Raw genomic sequence first — 17,827 nt, 5'->3', positions numbered from 1 at the left:
ATACCCGGCTGGGTATCATCGGTATCAGCAGCTGTACTGTGTTCGCTTTGTACACTGCCAATATTGTCTTGATAATCAACAGGCGAAGCGGGCTTGGCCGGTGCGGTGGTGTCTGCAATGGGAACAACAACATAAGGTGATGTATTGCCCGCTGTATCGGTTTGCACAACATGCAATTGATCTCCCGGGTTTAGATTACCGGGATTCGGAATGCTCCATTTACCGTCGCTGCCAACCGTGGTGGTTACGGTGGTGCCATCCGGTAAAGTTACAGTTATGGTTGCACCCAGTGCACCGCTACCGGTAATCGGGTCGGTTTCATTCACAGGGTCAACATGAGGTCTGCTTACTTCATTGTTTTGCGGTCCCACCTCTTTTGGCGGTGAATTCGGCAGTGAATTGTCATCGTATTCACTGGCTGACACGCCAGCGGCAGCAATAGAACCGACAATGCCGTATGCCAGCAACGGTATCAACCACGGAAAAGCGGCAACGCCGTCAGCATTGGTACTCAACAGAGGGGAAATATCTTCAATGGCATAATACTGAACGGGCGATAAGCACCCATTTTCAAAATGCGTTTTTGCCCAAACCAAGTTACCGTTGTTGTCTTCAATAACCAGCTGGTTGCCTGAAACATCATGGATATTCTCAGCTTCGTTGATATTTTCAGCATTGGGTTTTACACATGAAGAATCAAAAAAATTATCGATGGTAATCACTTCACCATTACTTAACACGACAATAAGCTGATTGCCTTCTTGTTTGACGGCAACCACGGTTTGTGTACCGATGTTTAATTTCACCACTGCTTCTTCTTTGAGCGCAATATGGTTACTTTGGCTGACTTGCACGGTAGCACGGCTGGCTTTGGAAACAACTTCGATTGTACTCATAATTATTTCTGCCCCTCAAGCGATTAAAAAACAACTGATTTGTAAAGTTACCTAATATTTTAGTAACCAATGTCTATTTTTAATTTAAACGAAAATACTGATTTAATCAACAATGAAATAATAACTATAAGTATCGATTGTTATTTTTTATTAGATAAAACAATGTTACCTTAATAAATTAACCAAAAAATCAAATACTTTAATATTTAAACATGGGAAAATTGATGCTTTTCAGACTGAAGACTGATTGAAAATTTTTGATGGTTTGCCTGCCGGCTTGACTTCTTGTTTTTGGTTATTTGGCAGCATTTTTTAAATGCCGCAAAAAATTACCGCTTCAATGTAATTTGAAGCGGTAAGATAAGGTAAAATTTAAAAATTGATATTTTAAAACCATACGATTTTATTAGCGAAATTGATGCAAAAAGCCCAAATCATTTTCAAAGAACAAACGCAGATCATTGATACCATAGCGCAGCATGGCAAAACGGTCTAAGCCAATGCCAAACGCAAATCCGGTATATTCTTCAGGGTCAATATTCACATTACGTAGCACATTGGGGTGAACCATGCCGCAGCCACCTACTTCCAACCAACCGCGCTCACCCATGATGTCAATCTCGGCAGACGGCTCAGTAAACGGAAAAAACGACGGGCGAAACCGCACTTGCAAATCATCACGTTCAAAAAAACGGCGGATAAAATCGGTAAACACGGCTTTTAAATCGGCGAAAGTAACGCCTTTCTCCACCCACAAACCTTCCGCCTGATGAAACATTGGTGAATGAGTGGCATCGGAATCCACGCGGTAAACCCGACCGGGCGCAATAATGCGAATCGGCGGCTGCTTTTTATCCAACATATAGCGAATTTGAATATTAGAGGTGTGAGTACGCAATACATCACCGTTTTCAATGTAAAACGTGTCCTGCATGGCGCGCGCAGGATGGTTCGGCGGAATATTCAAGGCTTCAAAATTGTGAAAATCATTTTCGATTTCAGGACCGTCTGCCACTTCAAAACCCATGCTGTGGAACAATTCCACAATCCGCTGCAAAGTGAGTGTTACCGGGTGCAAACCACCCGATGCTTGCCCACGCCCGGGTAAAGTAACGTCTAAGGCTTCCGCTGCCAATTGTGCTTGCAGCTTGGCCTTATTCAGCGCATCTCGCTTCTCATTAAAGGCTGACTGAAAACGGTTTTTGGATTCATTGATGTGCGCACCTGCTGTTTTGCGCTCCTCCGGCGACATTTGCCCCAAACTTTTCAGCAAGGCATTTAACTCACCCGTTTTACCCAGATAGCGTGCTTTCACCAATTCCAGCGCGGTCAAATCTTGGGTTTCTTCAATAGCGGCAATGCCCGCTTCAACAATGCGATTGGCGTTTTCTGTCATCATAAATATGTCTTTAAATTAAACAACAAGGCTTTCAGGCTGCCTGAAAAACTTGAATAATTCCGGTGGTATTTCACTTATTCAGTGTTCAAATACAATATTGAAGCGGTAATTTTAACGCAAGCCTCTCCATTTGACAGCAAGAAAAAAAGGAAACCGAAGTTTCCTTTTTTATCTTCACAGAAATACAATGAATGTAATGTATTTAAGCCAAGGCCGCTTTGGCTTTTTCAGCCAATTGCGTGAAGGCGGCTTTTTCAAACACAGCCAAATCTGCCAACACTTTGCGGTCAATCTCAATAGCAGCGCGTTTCAGACCATTCATGAATTTGCTGTATGACAAACCATTTTCACGAGCAGCGGCGTTAATACGCACAATCCACAATTGACGGAATTGACGTTTGCGCTGACGGCGGTCACGATAAGCATACTGACCGGCTTTCATCACCGCTTGTTTGGCAACACGATAGACATTTTTACGGCGGCCACGATAGCCTTTGGCTAAAGCCAATACTTTTTTATGGCGGGCACGTGCGGTAACACCGCGTTTAACACGAGGCATAATTTACTCCTTAAGCGTAGGGCAACATTTTGGCAACGGAAGCCATATCGCGCTCATTCACCATGGCGGTGCCGCGCAACTGACGTTTGTTTTTGGTGGTTTTTTTAGTCAATATATGACGTTTAAACGCATGAGCGCGTTTCACACCACCACTGCCCAACACTTTAAAACGCTTTTTCGCGCTGGATTTGGTTTTCATTTTAGGCATGGGATAAACTCCATTCATTTTTAGATAAGGCGCACGGTGGTTACCTTAAGCAACACTTGAAAAACAAACAACCATTGCGCCACGGTTTTTTTGCCGTTAATTGACTGCGATTCGTCTGCAACGGCAGACAAACGAAACCGCGCATGATACAGCAATGCAATCCAATTCGCAAGGCAGCAAATCAACACATACCCGGCAAATTTATTTTTAGGCTGCCTGAAAAGAATAAACATCAAAAGCAATTGATCTCTATTTGCATTTGAATGAAAACAAAGAAGCGATTAAAAATAATCAGGCTTGCTTATTTTTCTTCGGCGCAATCATCATCACCATTTGACGGCCTTCCATTTTCGGGAATTGTTCCACCGAACCAATTTCAGCCAAGTCAGTTTCTACCCGTTTCAGCAACACTGCGCCCAACTCTTGGTGCGCCATTTCGCGCCCACGAAAGCGCAAAGTTACTTTCACCTTATCACCATCTTCTAAAAAGCGGGTAATGTTGCGCATTTTGATGTTGTAATCGCCATCATCTGTGCCGGGGCGGAATTTAATTTCCTTGATTTGTACTTGCTTTTGTTTTTTGCGTGCTTCATCGCGTTTTTTGGATTGTTCGTATTTGTATTTACCAAAATCCATGATCTTGCACACAGGCGGTTTGGCAGTGGGATTAATTTCCACCAAATCAACATCATTTTCTGCCGCCAGTTTGATGGCTTCCTGAATAGACACCACACCCAGTTGTTCACCTGTGGGGCTGATTAAACGCACTTCCTTGGCGGTGATTTCACCGTTAATGCGTGCTTCGCGTTCTTGAGCGATGGCTGTACTCCTTATGTAAATTAATGAAGCGACAAGGTTTCTTGCTGCAAACGCATGACAAACTCATCAAACGTTAATTGCCCCAAATCTGCACCGCCGCGAGCGCGCACGGCTACCTTATCTTCCTGTTTTTCTTTGTCGCCGATGACAATTTGATACGGCAGACGCTGTAAACTGTGTTCGCGGATTTTATAACCGATTTTTTCGTTGCGCAGATCTAACTCAACCCGAAAGCCCGCGCTACCCAAACGTTTTGCCAAATCGCGGCAATAATCGGCTTGATTTTCGGTGATGTTCATAATCACCATTTGAACCGGTGCCAGCCACAAAGGGAAAGAACCGGCATGGTTTTCAATCAAAATGCCGATAAAACGTTCCATCGAACCCAAAATCGCACGATGAAGCATTACCGGACGGGCACGTCCATTGTCTTCGGTTACATATTCGGCATCTAAGCGTTCAGGCAGCACAAAATCCAATTGAATTGTGCCGCACTGCCACGAACGACCCAGCGCATCTTTGATATGATACTCCACTTTCGGACCATAAAACGCGCCTTCACCGGGTAATTCTTCCCATTCCACACCGCATGCCACCAGTGCATCACGCAAACCTTGTTCGGCTTTATCCCAAACTTTGTCTGAACCGGCACGTTTTTCCGGCCGCAGAGAGAGCTTTATCGCCACGTTATGGAAGCCGAATTGACGGTAAATACGCATTACCAATTCATTAAACGCGCGGGCTTCTTCAACAATTTGGTCTTCTGTGCAGAAAATATGTGCATCATCTTGCACAAAACCGCGCACCCGCATCAAACCGTGTAATGCACCCGACGGCTCATTGCGATGGCACGAACCGAACTCTGCCAAACGCATGGGTAAATCACGATAAGAGCGCAAACCTTGGTTGAATACTTGAATGTGCCCGGGACAATTCATCGGTTTTACCGCATAAGTGCGTTTTTCCGATTCAGTGATAAACATGTTTTCGTGGTAATTTTCCCAATGTCCTGATTTTTCCCACAAACTGCGATCCATAATCATGGGGGTTTTGATTTCTCGGTAACCCGCCGCCGTTAATTCGCTGCGCAAATGCTGCTCAATGTTCTGCCACAGCGTCCAGCCTTTGGGATGCCAAAAAACCATGCCGGGGGCTTCGTCTTGCAAATGGAATAAATCCAATTGTTTACCCAATTTGCGGTGATCGCGTTTTTCCGCTTCTTCCAAGCGATAAAGATAATCTTTTAAATCGTCTTTATTTGCCCATGCCGTGCCGTAAATGCGTTGCAGCATTTCATTGTTACTGTCGCCGTGCCAATATGCACCGGCCACTTTCATCAGCTTAAATACTTTCAGTTTGCCTGTATTGGGAACATGCGGACCTCGGCACAAATCAGTGAAATCACCTTCTTTGTATAAAGATAAAATTTCACCTTCAGGAATGCTTTCAATAATTTGTGCTTTATAAATCTCGCCTTTGTCTTTAAAGAACCGAATTGCTTCATCACGCGGCAATTCAAAACGTTCCACCAATAAATCTTGTTTGACCAATTCTGCCATTTTGGCTTCAATGGCAGTTAAATCTTCGGGTGTAAATGGGCGCTCGTAAGCGAAATCGTAATAAAAGCCGTCTTCAATGGTTGGTCCAATGGTTACTTGCGCTCCGGGAAACAATTCTTGCACCGCATACGCCATTAAGTGCGCGGTAGAATGACGCAGAATATCCAAGCCCTCAGCATCTTTGGCGGTGATGATTGCCAGCTTGGCATCTTGATTAATCACAAAAGAAGTGTCCACCAAACGCCCGTTCACTTTGCCCGCCAAAGCCGCTTTTGCCAAGCCTGCACCAATAGATTCGGCAACGGCATACACAGACACCGGCGCATCAAAAGGGCGGACTGAACCGTCCGGCAAAGTGATGTTTAACATTAAAATTAAAACTCCGAGTATATTTAATTGCGTTTGGTATGATGCCAAAAACAACAAAAGCCACACAGGGCTTTTATTATTTTCAAATTTGGTAGGCACGATTGGATTCGAACCAACGACCCCCACCATGTCAAGGTGGTGCTCTAACCAACTGAGCTACGTGCCTGTTGTTTTCAAAACTATCTAAATTTCTTTAGACTAATTTACTGAATTGGTAATTTTAGCCGATATTTTTACTGATTGACAAGCCTATTGTCTGTTTACATCAAATCAGCAGCAATCTTAAACCACACTCACTGCTGGCAATCCCGCTTCCTGCAGCCGCTGCCAATCAAAAAAATGCCCCGGGTCACTTTTTCTGCCCGGTGCGATGTGCTGATGACCGCAAACCGCTTCAATCGGATAGGCTTGGCAAATTTCAGGCAGCAAGTTCAATAAAGCCAAATACTGCGCTTCACTGAACGGTTCAAAATCACAGCCTTCCAGTTCAATACCGATTGAAAACGCGTTACAACCTTCTTTGCCGCGAAATGATGATACACCTGCATGGTGAGCCGCTTCATCACAAGACACAAATTGAGTGATTGCCCCGCTGCGGTCAATAAAAAAATGACTGGACACGCGCAAAGCGGTTAAAGATTGCAGAAATGGCGTATCCGCTATTTCGTGAATACGATTGGTAAACAAGGCTTCCACTGCGTTTGAACCATATTCAAACGGCGGCAAAGAAATATTGTGTATCACCGCCAAACACACGCAGCAATCAAGCGGCCGATGCGTGTAATTGGGGCTGTTGACACGCCTTGCGGGTGTCCACCAACCATTTTGCCAGTGCACTGTATCCATTTTATTCAACAATATTAGGCCAGCCGGTGGTATCAACAACAGGATATTGCATATTTAAAGCAGTCAGCCGATTAATCAAAATATCCAAAATCAATTGATTGCGTGTTGATTTGGAATCAGCGGGTATCACATACCACGGTGCGTATTTGGTGCTTGTGGTAGCAATTACCGTTTCATATTGTGATTGATATTGCGCCCACAATTTGCGGTCTTCCAAATCGGCGGGATTGAATTTCCAATTTTTAGCAGGGTCATCTAAGCGTTTTTGTAGCCGTTCGCGCTGTTCTTCTTTGGAAATATGCAGGAAAAATTTGATAACGGTAGTTCCCGTTTCTGTCAACAAACGTTCAAAGTCGTTGATGTGTTCCAAACGGCGGCGGCATTCTGCTTCATCAATCCAACCGCGCACCCGAGTAATCAATACGTCTTCATAATGACTGCGATTAAAAATCACCAATTCACCTGCTTGCGGCACCACTTGATGGACACGCCATAAATAATCATGTGCTGACTCAATCACTGTGGGTGATTTAAACGCCTGTACACGCACACCCAGCGGGTCTATGCTTTGAAATACCTTGCGTATTGTGCCGTCTTTACCTGCGGTATCCATGCCTTGCAATACCACCAATACTTTGTTTTTATTTTCAGCATACAGCCTGTTTTGCAGCTCGTCCAAAAGCGGCGCAGTTTGGCTGATATACGCTTCGCGCTCTTCCTTACCGGCAGAAACCAAACTTTTATCTTTGGTATCAATATCATTCAATTTAAAATTTTTCTGAGCAGAAATGCGGTAGGCTTTTTCGGCAGAAGACATAGAAAAACACTTTCTGTTTAAGCAATGGGTTGCAGGAAAATCCTGCGGTCAGATATTGAAAAATCAGCCCTGTGCTGTTTTCATTCAGGCTGCCTGAATGTGTTTTTCAGTCAGCCTAAATAAATAACATTACAAGGTTTTTAATACAATGCGCAATATACGGCGAATGGGTTCTGCCGCACCCCACAGCAATTGATCCCCAACGGTAAACGCGCTGATGTATTCTCCGCCCATCGCTAATTTGCGAATTCGCCCAACGGGAACGGTTAATCTGCCGGTAACAGCGGCGGGGGTTAATTCGTGTACAGAAGCATTTTTTTCATTGGGAATCACTTTCACCCAATCATTGGCGGCTGCCAGCAAGGATTCAATTTCGGCGACAGGTAAATCCTGCTTTAATTTCAAGGTAATGGCTTGGCTATGGCAACGCATCGCACCGATGCGTACACACAAACCATCAATCACCACAGGATTGGCTGCCCGTCCCAAAATTTTGTTGGTTTCCACACCGCCTTTCCATTCTTCTTTGGATTGTCCATTACCCAAATCGCTGTCAATCCAAGGAATCAAGCTGCCTGCCAGCGGCACACCAAATTGCGATTTCGGATAGGCATCACTGCGCAGAAAATCCGATACTTTGCGGTCAATGCTTAAAATTGCCCCCGCAGGATCTGCCAATTCAGCGGCAACTTGCTGCTCAATCGCGCCCATGCCGATAATCAATTCACGCATATTTTGCGCACCTGCACCGCTGGCGGCTTGATAGGTCATGCTGCTTGCCCATTCAACCATGTCGTGTTTAAACAAGCCGTCCAATGCCAGCAACATCAACGACACCGTGCAATTGCCGCCGATAAAGTCTTTTATGCCATTTTCCAATGCTTTATCAATCACGGCTCGATTTACAGGGTCCAATACGATAACGGCATTGTCTTCCATGCGCAAAGCGGACGCGGCATCTATCCAATAACCTTGCCAGCCGCTGCGGCGCAACTGCGGGTAAACCGCTTTGGTGTAGTCTCCGCCTTGGCAAGTAACAATCACGTCCATTTCTGCCAAGGTTTCAATGTGATTGGCATCTAATAATGTTTTATTGGCTTGCCCAAAATCAGGCGCAGCTTTTCCCGGGCTGGACGTGGTGAAAAAGAAAGCGTTGGGAATGTGTTGAAAATCATTTTCTTCATTCATGCGCTGCATCAACACAGAACCAACCATTCCGCGCCAACCGACAAAACCTACTTTCATAAGAGTTCCTTTATATTTTATATATAGATGTTCAGGCAGCCTGATTTAGGCAATATAAGTCAGCCAATGTGCATATTTTGGATTTTTTCCCTGCACAATATCAAAATAACGCTGCTGAATTTCAGCAGTGATACCGCCACGGCTGCCGATGCCGATTTCTCTGCCGTCAATTTCGCGAATGGGTGTTACTTCAGCGGCTGTTCCCGTAAAGAAAACCTCATCGGCAATATACAATTCATCACGGGTAATCCGCTTTTCAATTACCGGCACGTTCATGTCGGCGGCAATGGCAATGACACTGCTGCGAGTGATTCCGTCCAATGCCACGTCTAATTCAGGTGTATAAAGTTTGCCGCCGCGCACCAAGAAAATATTTTCCCCTGAACCCTCGGCAATATAGCCCTGTGCATCTAATAATATGGCTTCATCGTAGCCATTGCGGAGTGCTTCTGTGTTTGCCATGATGGAATTCATGTAGTTGCCGTTGGCTTTGGCCTTAATCATGGTGATGTTGGGGTGATGGCGGGTAAACGAGCTGACTTGTACACGAATACCGCGTGTCATGCCCTCTTCACCCAAATACGCGCCCCACGGCCATGCGGCAACAATCACTTGCACATCATCAGCCGCAGGCGTAACACCTAATTTTTTCGCACCATAAAATGCCATGGGACGAAAATAGCCCGATTGCAATTGATTTGCCCGCACCACCTCAATATGCGCTTGATTAATGGCTTCTTCGTCGAATGGTAATTTGATACCGGTGATTTTGGCTGAATTAAAAAGCCGCTTGGTGTGGTCTTGTAAACGAAAAATTGCACCGCCTTGTGCCGTTTCATAAGCACGAACACCCTCAAAAACACCCATACCATAGTGCAAAGTATGCGTTAAGACATGGGTTTGTGCACTGCGCCACTCAACGAGTTTACCGTTATACCAAATAAACCCGTCGCGATCAGACATAGACATCGAAACTCTCCTTAATAATGAACTTTATCAACCCAAAAATATAAAAACGGCAAATGCGCTTATTCGATATTCTGCACCTGCTCGCGCATTTGTTCAATCAACACTTTCAAACCCACCGATGCCTGTGAGCATTCGGCAGAGATGGCTTTGCTGCCCAAAGTGTTGGCTTCTCGGTTTAATTCCTGCATCAGAAAATCCAAACGCTTGCCAACACTGCCGTTATTGCTGCTCAGTAGCCGCTGCACTTCGTCAATGTGTGTTTGTAAACGGCTTAATTCTTCGTCCACATCAGTTTTTTGCATAAACAACACAAACTCTTGTTTTAAGCGTTCAGCATCAATTTGCGCCACAGCTTCACGCAAACGCTCTTCAACTTTATCAAAATGCTTTTGCAAAAGCGATGGAAACACCAACAGTACGTGTTGGATAATCGTGTCCATTTCAGCCAGCCGCGTCAATAAATGCTGCCGCAACTGCGCCCCTTCACGCAGTCGGGTTTCCTGCAATCGGCTCAAACTTTGTTGCATCAGCGCCAGTATGCCTTGATTAACTGCTTCAGCATCTTCTTGTTCTGTGATCAGAACACCCGGAAAATGCAGTATATCCGATACAGATAAGGGCTGTATCGTATTAAATTTTTGTGTGATGTTTTGATTCAATTGCACCAGCTGCTCAAGCAACTCATCGCAAACGTGAAGCGCACACGCACCATTCGCACGGTTCGATTGAATTTGTATGCGGCATTCCACTTTGCCGCGCTGAATTTGTGCTGCAATCATTTCACGCAAAGTGCTTTCCAAATGGCGCACTTCATCAGCCAATTTAAAATGAATATCCAAATACCGATGATTCACAGTACGTAATTCTACTGTACAGTAACGATTGCCGCATTGACCTCCAGTATCAGCATAGCCGGTCATACTATAAATCATATATTCACCTCTTTATAAATTATTTATTTTTTGATTCTTTTAATCTTGATTATTCTGCGGCAATCGGCGCGATAACGTTTTCAGCCAGCCGCGTAAAATATCAATGTCTTCTTCACCCAATTCGGCACGATGAAACATTGCGCTGATGCGCCGCATTAACCGTGTTTCATTGCGGCGTTCAAAAAAGCCGCTTTGTGCCATGACTTCCTGCCAATGCGCCAGCAACCCTTCTGTTTGTTTTTGTGTTGCCAATTGCCTCTCTTGCTGCAAATATGCCATAGACACATCAATGTGGCTGAATAATTCATAAGACACCACTTGCACTGCTTGTGCCAAATTTAAAGAAAAATAATGCGGATTGCCATTAATCGTCATCAAACGATTACAACTTTGCGCTTCCTCAATACTCAAACCAAAAGTTTCATTACCAAACACCAAAGCCACCGTTTGTCCGGCTGCGGCAGCTTGAAGCAAAGCCGGCGCCAATTCACGCGGTGTGCGCATCGGTGCTGTTAATTCACGTTTACGGCTGGTTAAAGCGCAGCTGATTGCCGTGTCTGCCAAAGCCTCATTTAGAGTTGCCGTAATGCGTGCATTTTCCAACACATCTTTCGCACCCGAAGCCAGCACAAAACTTTCTTCAGGCAGCCTGAAATTTTGCGGCGAATCAGCACAAAACAACGGCGGATTGGGTGTCATTGGTGTTGCCATTAAAGCGGGTGCAACCAAAACCATTCGGCTTAAACCCATGGTTTTCATGGCACGCGCCGCCGCGCCAATATTGGCAGGATGACTCGGGCGTGTCAGTACCACACAAATACGATCCAGATATTCAGGCAATTCAGGTTTCATTTTCCGCAACACAACAAATAATAAAAAACGGATAATAAAAAAACGGCACCCGCAGATGCCGTTTTGAAGATGAAGCTCATCTCAGGAATGAACAAATGAGATGAATCAACGTTTCTTGCCGGAAGCGGAAGCAATCGCCAAGTTATCGCCGCGTTTGAGCGACACGCTTTCCACGCCTTCGGGGAATGGAATATCAGACAAATGCAGAATATCACCGGCATTCACTTTTGCCACATCTAAAACCAGCGATTCAGGCATATTTTTCGGCAAAGCACTCACTTCCACAGCATTAGCCAATAAAGATACACGGCCGCCCTGTAATTTTACGGCAGGAGAAATTTCTGCATTCAATACATGAACCGGCACACGGATTTTCACAGGTTTATTCAAATCAACAACTTGAAAATCAATATGCTGTACTTGCTGCTTGAAAGGGTGCATTTGGAAATCACGCACAATCACATTATGAATTTTTCCGTCAATGCTCAATGCAATCAACGCAGTATGAAAAGATTCTTTTTCCAAAGCATAGAACATGGCGCGGTGTTCAACCGCAATCGCCAATGGTTCTGTGCCTTCTCCGTATAACACGGCGGGTACTTTACCGGCATTACGCAGACGGCGGCTCGCACCCGTGCCTTGCGTTTGACGGACTTCTGCTTGAATTTCGTATGACATAAACAACTCCAAAGGTAAAAATACTGTCCTTTGCCGCGACCAGCTTCAGACAGCCGACAATTAAACGTGCTACCACGTTTCTCAAAAATACCACACCCGCAGCAATTACGGCAAAAACAACGCGCCCGGAGCGATTAAATCTTCATTAAACAAAAAAGACACCGATTCTTCATTACTGATTCGGCGCACGGTTTCAGCCAGCAAACCGGAAATACTGACTTGCCGAATACGCGCACATTGCTGTGCTCTGGCAGATAAAGAAATGGTGTCAGTAATCACCACTTCATCAATATCTGAATTAGAAATACGTTCCACCGCTTCACCGGAAAACACCGCGTGAGTAGCATAAGCCAGCACCCGTGCCGCGCCGCGCTCTTTCAAAGCCGATGCCGCTTTGCACAAGGTATTGGCGGTATCAATCATGTCATCAACAATTAAACAAGTGCGCCCGTCAATATCACCAATCACATTCATGACTTCTGCCACATTGGCTCTCGGGCGGCGTTTATCAATAATTGCCAAATCGGTATTCAAAACTTTTGCCACCGCCCGTGCACGCACCACACCGCCAATATCGGGGCTGACCACCATTAAATTATCAAACCGCTGCTTTTCGATGTCGTGCGTCAAAATAGGTGTGGCATAAACATTATCAACGGGAATATCAAAAAATCCCTGAATTTGGTCGGCATGCAAATCCACAGTCAATACACGATCAACACCCGCAGATTGCAGCATATTTGCCACCAATTTTGCCGAAATCGGTACTCGCGCCGAACGCGGGCGACGGTCTTGCCGTGCATAGCCGAAATACGGAATTGCCGCCGTAATCCGCCCTGCCGAAGCACGTTTGAGCGCATCGGTCATTGCCAAAACTTCCATTAAATTGTCATTGGTGGGCGCACAAGTCGGCTGTACAATAAATACATCTCGTCCGCGTACATTTTCCAACAACTCAACAGAAACTTCACCGTCAGAAAATCGATTAACAACAGCCCTGCCCAGGGAAATATCCAAGTGCTTGACCACATTTCTCGCTAATTCGGGATTGGCGTTGCCTGTGAACACCATCAAACTCTCGTAAGCCGCCATTTCTTCGCTTTCCCTGCTTGCCAAAATTTTTAAACGCCACGGGTGAAACATCTTTCTACCCTTTTTGCTTAAGCAAAAAAACAATCTACCGATGCTGCTGACTCAACAGCTATGCCCTACCGCAAAAGCTGCCTGAAAACTCGTCGGCGAAATCATACCAAAAAAGCGTGTAAGCCCGCTTACACGCTTTCAAAAGTGGCTGGGGAGGTAGGATTCGAACCTACGCATGCTGGGATCAAAACCCAGAGTCTTAACCACTTGACGACTCCCCAATAAACAATAATCACATCAGCCATAAAAAGGATGTGTTTTCAGACCGACCACACAATATGCCTGATGCTTTGTTGAAATCTGCTGATAAACCGTCTGTGCCTGCGTTTCATCGTCAAACCGCAGAAACACACAAGCACCCGACCCGCTCATCATTGGCTGTCCATACTCAGCCAGCGCATCAAACGCCACCTTAACTTCAAAATATTCAGACAAAACAACATGCTGCATGTCATTTCGCCAATTTTTCGGCGTTTCAAAAATGGGCATTATGCTGGGTTTGGAATTACGTGTCAAGTTCTCATGCGAAAAAATTGCGGCTGTACTGACATGCACCGGCGGCTTGATAATGACATACCACTGTGGCAACAATACCATTGGTGATAAATTTTCACCGATGCCGCAAACAAATGCCGATTCACCAAAAATAAAAAACGGCACATCAGCACCCAAACGAACGCCCAATTTGATTAAAGCCGCCTTATCCAAGCCGCAATGCCACAATTGATTAAGCATCATCAACACCAACGCCGCATCTGAGCTGCCGCCGCCCAAACCGCCGCCCACGGGAATATACTTTTCCAGCCATATATCCGCGCCCTGCTTTGTTACTGCGCAGTGTTGTTGCAATAATTTTGCGGCACGGTAACACAAATCATTTTCAGGCAGCACATCCTCTGTCGGCGTGTGCAACACGATGTTGCCGGTATGATTGGGCAATATGTGTAAACAGTCATACAAGGCAATCAGCGTAAACACGCTTTCCAGCAAGTGATAACCATCTGCACGCCTGCCAACAATGCGCAAATCCAAGTTCAGTTTAGCGGGCGCAAGACAAGAACACGCATTTTCAGGAATGCGCAATGAAGATTTTATTGCTGCCATGGCAACCACAACCTGCCCAAAACATACATCAGCAAACCGCCGCCGCCCAATAACAGAAAAACCAGCCCTTTTTTACGGGCGTTGGGCGCAAACCAATACACCGCCAAACTAAAACTAAAAAACAGCGCGGTAACCACCCATACCAGCTGCTTGTCTTTAAAACGATCTAAAGAATATGTTTCACTGAACATCACATGTATCTGCCACAGCGCGGCGGCACACATACTCAGAATACCCAACGGCAAAAAATACAAACCCAATATTTGTGTGTTCATGGCTTAGTCTATGGTTTAAATATCTAAAGAAACAATCAATTAAAAAGATGCCGTATTACGGCATGCTGATAAACACCTGCGTTAAACCCGAAGCCTTGCGTAAAGCATTGGGCATCAAATAATGCCCTGCGACAAACGGAATATCCAAGTAATCAAAATGCACACCCAAATCAACACCGCCATACTGCCATGCAGCCCATACCAAAGTGGTGCAATACTGCCCTAATTTATCATTTTCCACAATCCGAAACGGCTCACCCAAACGGGTGCGGGCATAATTCACAGCCGCCAACCGTGCAACAGCATTTGCTTGTACCCGATACACTGCCACACCGACAGCACGTTCAGGCGCAAGGTAAAAAGCCAAATCATCTTGCACCACGGCATCTTTGCGCCCATCAACTTCAGCAGGCACAGCATGAATAACCTGCCAATTGCCCGGCGACCCAACCAAAATACCCACATGGCTGAACGGATCACCGCGTTTTTCGGCAGTCAGGCGCACTGCATCGCTTTGCCACTCTGTGCCAATCCGAAAAATCACATCACCGGCTTGCCATTCTGCCGACACTTCCGGCGGAATAAATACCGTAAACGACGGTGGTTTGGCATAAAACCGCCACGCCGCAACCGCCGCCGCAACCAAACCAAACAACAGAACACCAATCCAAAAAACACGCTGATTCGTTTGGCAAAACCGAGTACATTTTTTCAGATGATTCATCTGCATCACTCAAAGATGATATTGTTATACTGCATCATTTCAGGGCGATTTTCCACTTTCCGTCTTCTTTAACCAGCTTTGTAATTTTTTTCTCTACATCATTGTTTTTAAAAGTAAATTCTGTTTCAACTTCCGCATAGGCTTCTTCTTGCTTTAACACCGTTGTTTTCATTGATTGCAAACCGCCCGCTTTCTTGGCACCAGAAGACATACCGCCTATCACCATCTGCAATTTGCCTTTTACGGCAGTCATATCATTTTCTTCAACATCTGCCAAAGAAAAATAACTCATGGCTTCATCTGTTTTATCGTCAAAAACCGCCTGATAAAATTGCTCAACCACAGCCTCAGGTTTTTTATCCGCACAAGCCGATAAACTCAACGCAGTTAAAGCAAGCAATACCGCCAACATCCATGAAGAAAAGAATTTTTTCATTGCACTACCCCTCTAAAAAATAAAAAATATACTGCTTTATGCGCACTTATTTACATCAATAAACATTATTCGTCAATACGACCACCGCACCGCATAAAGTGTCAAATCTTTTGCTGTTCATTGGCATCATTCAAAAATGATTGTTGGACTGCATCATTCCAGTATGATTTTCCACTTTCCGTCTTCTTTAACCAACTTTTCAACATGCTCCCTTATTTCATCGTTTTTAAAAGTTAATTCTGTCTCAACTTTCGCATAGGTTTCTTCTTGCTCCAGCACCGTTGTTTTGATTGATTGCAACCCACCCCATTCCTTCGCTTTAGAAGACATACCGCCTACCATCATCTGTATTTTGCCTTTTGTGGCAGTCATGTCATTTTCTTTAACATCACCCAAAGCAACATAATTTATGGCTTCATCTGTTTTATCGTCAAACGCCGCCCGATAAAATTGCTCAACCACAGCCTCCGGTTTTTTATCAGCAGCACAAGCCGATAAACTCAACGCAGTTAAAGCAAGCAATACTGCCAACATCCACGAAGAAAAGAATTTTTTCATTGCGTTATACCCCCTGAAAAAATAAAAAATATGCCGCCTTGCATACACTTAATCTACACCAATAAATATCCTTCCTCAATATGATCGCCGCACCGCATAAAGTGCCAAATCTTTCAGGCAGCCTGCCGCGCTGCCCAAAGGTAAGAGTGCGCTTATCGCTTCTGCAACCAATTGATTGGCATAATCCCGCGCGGTGTTTAAGCCCATTAATTGGACGTATGTCGGTTTATTTGCCGCCATGTCTTTACCGGCGGTTTTACCCAAAGTGGCGGAATCTTGTTCACAATCCAACACATCATCAATCACTTGAAACGCCAAGCCCAATTTATCGGCATATTGATCCAACGCGCTCAGACCATCATCACTGACATCGGCGCAGCTTAATCCACCCAAAGCAACGGCAGCACGGATTAATGCCCCCGTTTTCAAACGGTGCATATATTCCAATTCGCTTTGGCTCATGGCTTTGCCGACATTCGCCAGATCAACAGCTTGTCCGCCTGCCATACCCAGGCTGCCTGAAGCCCTTGCCAATACATTGACCATACGCAATTGACGCACCGCAGACAAGCCGCTTGGGCGGCTGAGCAAGTCAAACGCCAAAGTTTGCAAGGCATCGCCCACCAATAACGCAGTGGCTTGATTATATTGTATATGGCAAGTTGGTTTACCTCGGCGCAAGCTGTCGTTATCCATTTCCGGCATATCATCATGCACCAGCGAATACACGTGGATACATTCCACCGCCACCATTGCCGCCTCCAACGCGGTTTCATCAACCTGCCCGACTTGTGATGCCGCCAGCACCAAAAGCGGACGCAACCGTTTGCCGCCGTCCAGAGCGGCATAACGCATGGCTTGATGCAGGGTTTCAGGCAGCCTGTTACCATCAGGAAGCAAGCGATTTAACAGCTCCTCCATTTGTGCTTGAGCGTGTTTCTGCCAAGCAATGAAATCAGGATTCAGTTGGCTCAAGGCTTAACTCCTTTAATTGATTGCCGTCCAATACCTGTAACTTTTGTTCTGCCTCTGCCAATTTTTGCTGACAAAATGCCGCCAGTTCCTGTCCGCGCTGATACGCCGCCAAGGTCTCTTCCAAAGGCATTTCACTGCTTTGCATTGCGGCGGTGATGCTTTCCAATTGCGATAAAGCATCTTCAAAATTTTTTGGGGTATTTTTTTTCATATTTGATGATTCTCTGTGATTGTTTCACTGCACATCAGCATTTTTTTAAGCAATATTACTGCTGTGGTTTACCATAATACTGTCTGCGACACCGCATACAGCCAAATACAGCCAGGGCAATCGCATGAAAGATTTAACACAGTTTCAGTAGTTGCTCACGGTAATTATCAGAGGTAGCCGCCAGTAATCGCTGTACTTTAATGCCACCTTTGCGCTTCACAGGTGATAGGCGGATTAGGTTAAGAGATATGCG

Annotated in this window: 22 protein-coding genes, 2 tRNA genes and 1 pseudogene; all 25 read right to left on the bottom strand. The window is 45.3% G+C overall.

The genetic code is table 11. From position 1 onward, the window contains the following. Positions 1–896 (bottom strand): BapA/Bap/LapF family prefix-like domain-containing protein (locus tag Q384_RS12705; protein WP_051940767.1); only part of this gene is annotated, 896 nt, incomplete at its 3' end. Between the two features lie 406 nt (positions 897–1,302). After that, positions 1,303–2,292: a phenylalanine--tRNA ligase subunit alpha gene (gene pheS / locus Q384_RS08450; RefSeq protein ID WP_037587171.1), complete on the bottom strand. Its 990-nt coding sequence runs from the start codon at positions 2,290–2,292 to the stop codon at positions 1,303–1,305. Between the two features lie 205 nt (positions 2,293–2,497). Next, positions 2,498–2,854 (bottom strand): 50S ribosomal protein L20, encoded by a 357-nt coding sequence (gene rplT / locus Q384_RS08445; protein WP_037587169.1) that lies wholly within the window; start codon positions 2,852–2,854, stop codon positions 2,498–2,500. A 10-nt stretch (positions 2,855–2,864) separates the two neighbouring features. Further along, positions 2,865–3,062: a 50S ribosomal protein L35 gene (gene rpmI / locus Q384_RS08440; protein WP_037587168.1), complete on the bottom strand. Its 198-nt coding sequence runs from the start codon at positions 3,060–3,062 to the stop codon at positions 2,865–2,867. A 20-nt stretch (positions 3,063–3,082) separates the two neighbouring features. Beyond that, the gene (locus tag Q384_RS08435) at positions 3,083–3,298 is read right to left on the bottom strand and encodes a hypothetical protein (RefSeq protein ID WP_156956512.1); all 216 of its coding nucleotides are present in this window, start codon (positions 3,296–3,298) and stop codon (positions 3,083–3,085) included. Between the two features lie 55 nt (positions 3,299–3,353). Further along, complete coding sequence (gene infC, locus Q384_RS08430; RefSeq protein ID WP_156956511.1) at positions 3,354–3,881, bottom strand: translation initiation factor IF-3; 528 nt, start codon at positions 3,879–3,881, stop codon at positions 3,354–3,356. Between the two features lie 20 nt (positions 3,882–3,901). Then, positions 3,902–5,809, bottom strand: coding sequence for a threonine--tRNA ligase (thrS, locus tag Q384_RS08425; RefSeq protein WP_037587176.1), 1,908 nt, complete (start codon positions 5,807–5,809; stop codon positions 3,902–3,904). An 89-nt stretch (positions 5,810–5,898) separates the two neighbouring features. Beyond that, positions 5,899–5,975, bottom strand: a tRNA-Val gene (locus Q384_RS08420). A 116-nt stretch (positions 5,976–6,091) separates the two neighbouring features. Beyond that, on the bottom strand, positions 6,092–6,655 hold the full coding sequence (ampD, locus tag Q384_RS08415) for a 1,6-anhydro-N-acetylmuramyl-L-alanine amidase AmpD (protein WP_037587165.1): 564 nt from the start codon (positions 6,653–6,655) through the stop codon (positions 6,092–6,094). A gap of 1 nt (position 6,656) precedes the next feature. Further along, entirely contained in the window at positions 6,657–7,472 is an 816-nt protein-coding gene (locus Q384_RS08410; RefSeq protein WP_037587164.1) for a polyphosphate kinase 2 family protein, read from the bottom strand. A gap of 129 nt (positions 7,473–7,601) precedes the next feature. Further along, the gene (gene asd, locus Q384_RS08405; RefSeq protein WP_037587163.1) at positions 7,602–8,717 is read right to left on the bottom strand and encodes an aspartate-semialdehyde dehydrogenase; all 1,116 of its coding nucleotides are present in this window, start codon (positions 8,715–8,717) and stop codon (positions 7,602–7,604) included. 45 nt (positions 8,718–8,762) lie between these two features. After that, on the bottom strand, positions 8,763–9,686 hold the full coding sequence (locus Q384_RS08400; RefSeq protein ID WP_037587162.1) for a branched-chain amino acid transaminase: 924 nt from the start codon (positions 9,684–9,686) through the stop codon (positions 8,763–8,765). Between the two features lie 59 nt (positions 9,687–9,745). Further along, positions 9,746–10,618, bottom strand: a complete 873-nt coding sequence (locus Q384_RS08395) for a YicC/YloC family endoribonuclease (protein ID WP_245608532.1) — start codon at positions 10,616–10,618, stop codon at positions 9,746–9,748. Between the two features lie 39 nt (positions 10,619–10,657). Further along, positions 10,658–11,479, bottom strand: a complete 822-nt coding sequence (locus Q384_RS08390) for an RNA methyltransferase (protein ID WP_156956510.1) — start codon at positions 11,477–11,479, stop codon at positions 10,658–10,660. 96 nt (positions 11,480–11,575) lie between these two features. After that, complete coding sequence (locus tag Q384_RS08385; protein WP_037587158.1) at positions 11,576–12,148, bottom strand: 50S ribosomal protein L25/general stress protein Ctc; 573 nt, start codon at positions 12,146–12,148, stop codon at positions 11,576–11,578. A gap of 105 nt (positions 12,149–12,253) precedes the next feature. After that, on the bottom strand, positions 12,254–13,240 hold the full coding sequence (locus Q384_RS08380; protein ID WP_037587175.1) for a ribose-phosphate pyrophosphokinase: 987 nt from the start codon (positions 13,238–13,240) through the stop codon (positions 12,254–12,256). Between the two features lie 196 nt (positions 13,241–13,436). After that, positions 13,437–13,512, bottom strand: a tRNA-Gln gene (locus tag Q384_RS08375). Positions 13,513–13,528: 16 nt separating this feature from the next. Beyond that, positions 13,529–14,395 (bottom strand): 4-(cytidine 5'-diphospho)-2-C-methyl-D-erythritol kinase, encoded by an 867-nt coding sequence (ispE, locus tag Q384_RS08370; RefSeq protein ID WP_051940763.1) that lies wholly within the window; start codon positions 14,393–14,395, stop codon positions 13,529–13,531. After that, positions 14,383–14,670, bottom strand: a complete 288-nt coding sequence (locus Q384_RS08365) for a hypothetical protein (protein ID WP_037587157.1) — start codon at positions 14,668–14,670, stop codon at positions 14,383–14,385. Before Q384_RS08365 ends, ispE begins: the two co-directional genes overlap by 13 nt. A gap of 55 nt (positions 14,671–14,725) precedes the next feature. Further along, the gene (locus tag Q384_RS08360; RefSeq protein WP_169740851.1) at positions 14,726–15,394 is read right to left on the bottom strand and encodes a YiiX/YebB-like N1pC/P60 family cysteine hydrolase; all 669 of its coding nucleotides are present in this window, start codon (positions 15,392–15,394) and stop codon (positions 14,726–14,728) included. A gap of 34 nt (positions 15,395–15,428) precedes the next feature. Beyond that, a complete protein-coding gene (locus tag Q384_RS08355; RefSeq protein ID WP_084224446.1) occupies positions 15,429–15,830 on the bottom strand; it encodes a nuclear transport factor 2 family protein in 402 nt (133 codons plus the stop codon). A 153-nt stretch (positions 15,831–15,983) separates the two neighbouring features. Next, the gene (locus Q384_RS08350) at positions 15,984–16,388 is read right to left on the bottom strand and encodes a DUF4878 domain-containing protein (protein WP_037587155.1); all 405 of its coding nucleotides are present in this window, start codon (positions 16,386–16,388) and stop codon (positions 15,984–15,986) included. Positions 16,389–16,463: 75 nt separating this feature from the next. Continuing rightward, a complete protein-coding gene (locus Q384_RS08345; protein WP_037587172.1) occupies positions 16,464–17,354 on the bottom strand; it encodes a polyprenyl synthetase family protein in 891 nt (296 codons plus the stop codon). Next, a complete protein-coding gene (locus Q384_RS08340) occupies positions 17,344–17,574 on the bottom strand; it encodes an exodeoxyribonuclease VII small subunit (protein WP_037587153.1) in 231 nt (76 codons plus the stop codon). The genes Q384_RS08345 and Q384_RS08340 overlap by 11 nt, the downstream gene beginning before the upstream one ends. Before the next feature lie 133 nt (positions 17,575–17,707). Beyond that, positions 17,708–17,827, bottom strand: a pseudogene (locus Q384_RS13340) (ISAs1 family transposase); the annotation flags it as partial.

It is taken from the genome of Stenoxybacter acetivorans DSM 19021, assembly GCF_000745895.1.
GTDB lineage: Bacteria > Pseudomonadota > Gammaproteobacteria > Burkholderiales > Neisseriaceae > Stenoxybacter > Stenoxybacter acetivorans.
This window is presented reverse-complemented; position numbering and strand designations above follow the sequence as displayed.

What these genes read in the sequence shown, in the direction of transcription:
- Q384_RS08400 (WP_037587162.1), bottom strand. Translation starts at nt 9,686, where the DNA reads ATGTCTATGTCTGATCGCGACGGGTTTATTTGGTATAACGGTAAACTC.
- Q384_RS08410 (WP_037587164.1), bottom strand. Translation starts at nt 7,472, where the DNA reads ATGTCTTCTGCCGAAAAAGCCTACCGCATTTCTGCTCAGAAAAATTTT.
- Q384_RS08350 (WP_037587155.1), bottom strand. Translation starts at nt 16,388, where the DNA reads ATGAAAAAATTCTTTTCTTCGTGGATGTTGGCAGTATTGCTTGCTTTA.
- ampD (WP_037587165.1), bottom strand. Translation starts at nt 6,655, where the DNA reads ATGGATACAGTGCACTGGCAAAATGGTTGGTGGACACCCGCAAGGCGT.
- Q384_RS08385 (WP_037587158.1), bottom strand. Translation starts at nt 12,148, where the DNA reads ATGTCATACGAAATTCAAGCAGAAGTCCGTCAAACGCAAGGCACGGGT.
- Q384_RS08380 (WP_037587175.1), bottom strand. Translation starts at nt 13,240, where the DNA reads ATGGCGGCTTACGAGAGTTTGATGGTGTTCACAGGCAACGCCAATCCC.
- Q384_RS08365 (WP_037587157.1), bottom strand. Translation starts at nt 14,670, where the DNA reads ATGAACACACAAATATTGGGTTTGTATTTTTTGCCGTTGGGTATTCTG.
- asd (WP_037587163.1), bottom strand. Translation starts at nt 8,717, where the DNA reads ATGAAAGTAGGTTTTGTCGGTTGGCGCGGAATGGTTGGTTCTGTGTTG.
- thrS (WP_037587176.1), bottom strand. Translation starts at nt 5,809, where the DNA reads ATGTTAAACATCACTTTGCCGGACGGTTCAGTCCGCCCTTTTGATGCG.
- rpmI (WP_037587168.1), bottom strand. Translation starts at nt 3,062, where the DNA reads ATGCCTAAAATGAAAACCAAATCCAGCGCGAAAAAGCGTTTTAAAGTG.
- Q384_RS08355 (WP_084224446.1), bottom strand. Translation starts at nt 15,830, where the DNA reads ATGAAAAAATTCTTTTCTTCATGGATGTTGGCGGTATTGCTTGCTTTA.
- ispE (WP_051940763.1), bottom strand. Translation starts at nt 14,395, where the DNA reads ATGGCAGCAATAAAATCTTCATTGCGCATTCCTGAAAATGCGTGTTCT.
- Q384_RS08340 (WP_037587153.1), bottom strand. Translation starts at nt 17,574, where the DNA reads ATGAAAAAAAATACCCCAAAAAATTTTGAAGATGCTTTATCGCAATTG.
- pheS (WP_037587171.1), bottom strand. Translation starts at nt 2,292, where the DNA reads ATGACAGAAAACGCCAATCGCATTGTTGAAGCGGGCATTGCCGCTATT.
- Q384_RS08360 (WP_169740851.1), bottom strand. Translation starts at nt 15,394, where the DNA reads ATGAATCATCTGAAAAAATGTACTCGGTTTTGCCAAACGAATCAGCGT.
- rplT (WP_037587169.1), bottom strand. Translation starts at nt 2,854, where the DNA reads ATGCCTCGTGTTAAACGCGGTGTTACCGCACGTGCCCGCCATAAAAAA.
- Q384_RS08395 (WP_245608532.1), bottom strand. Translation starts at nt 10,618, where the DNA reads ATGATTTATAGTATGACCGGCTATGCTGATACTGGAGGTCAATGCGGC.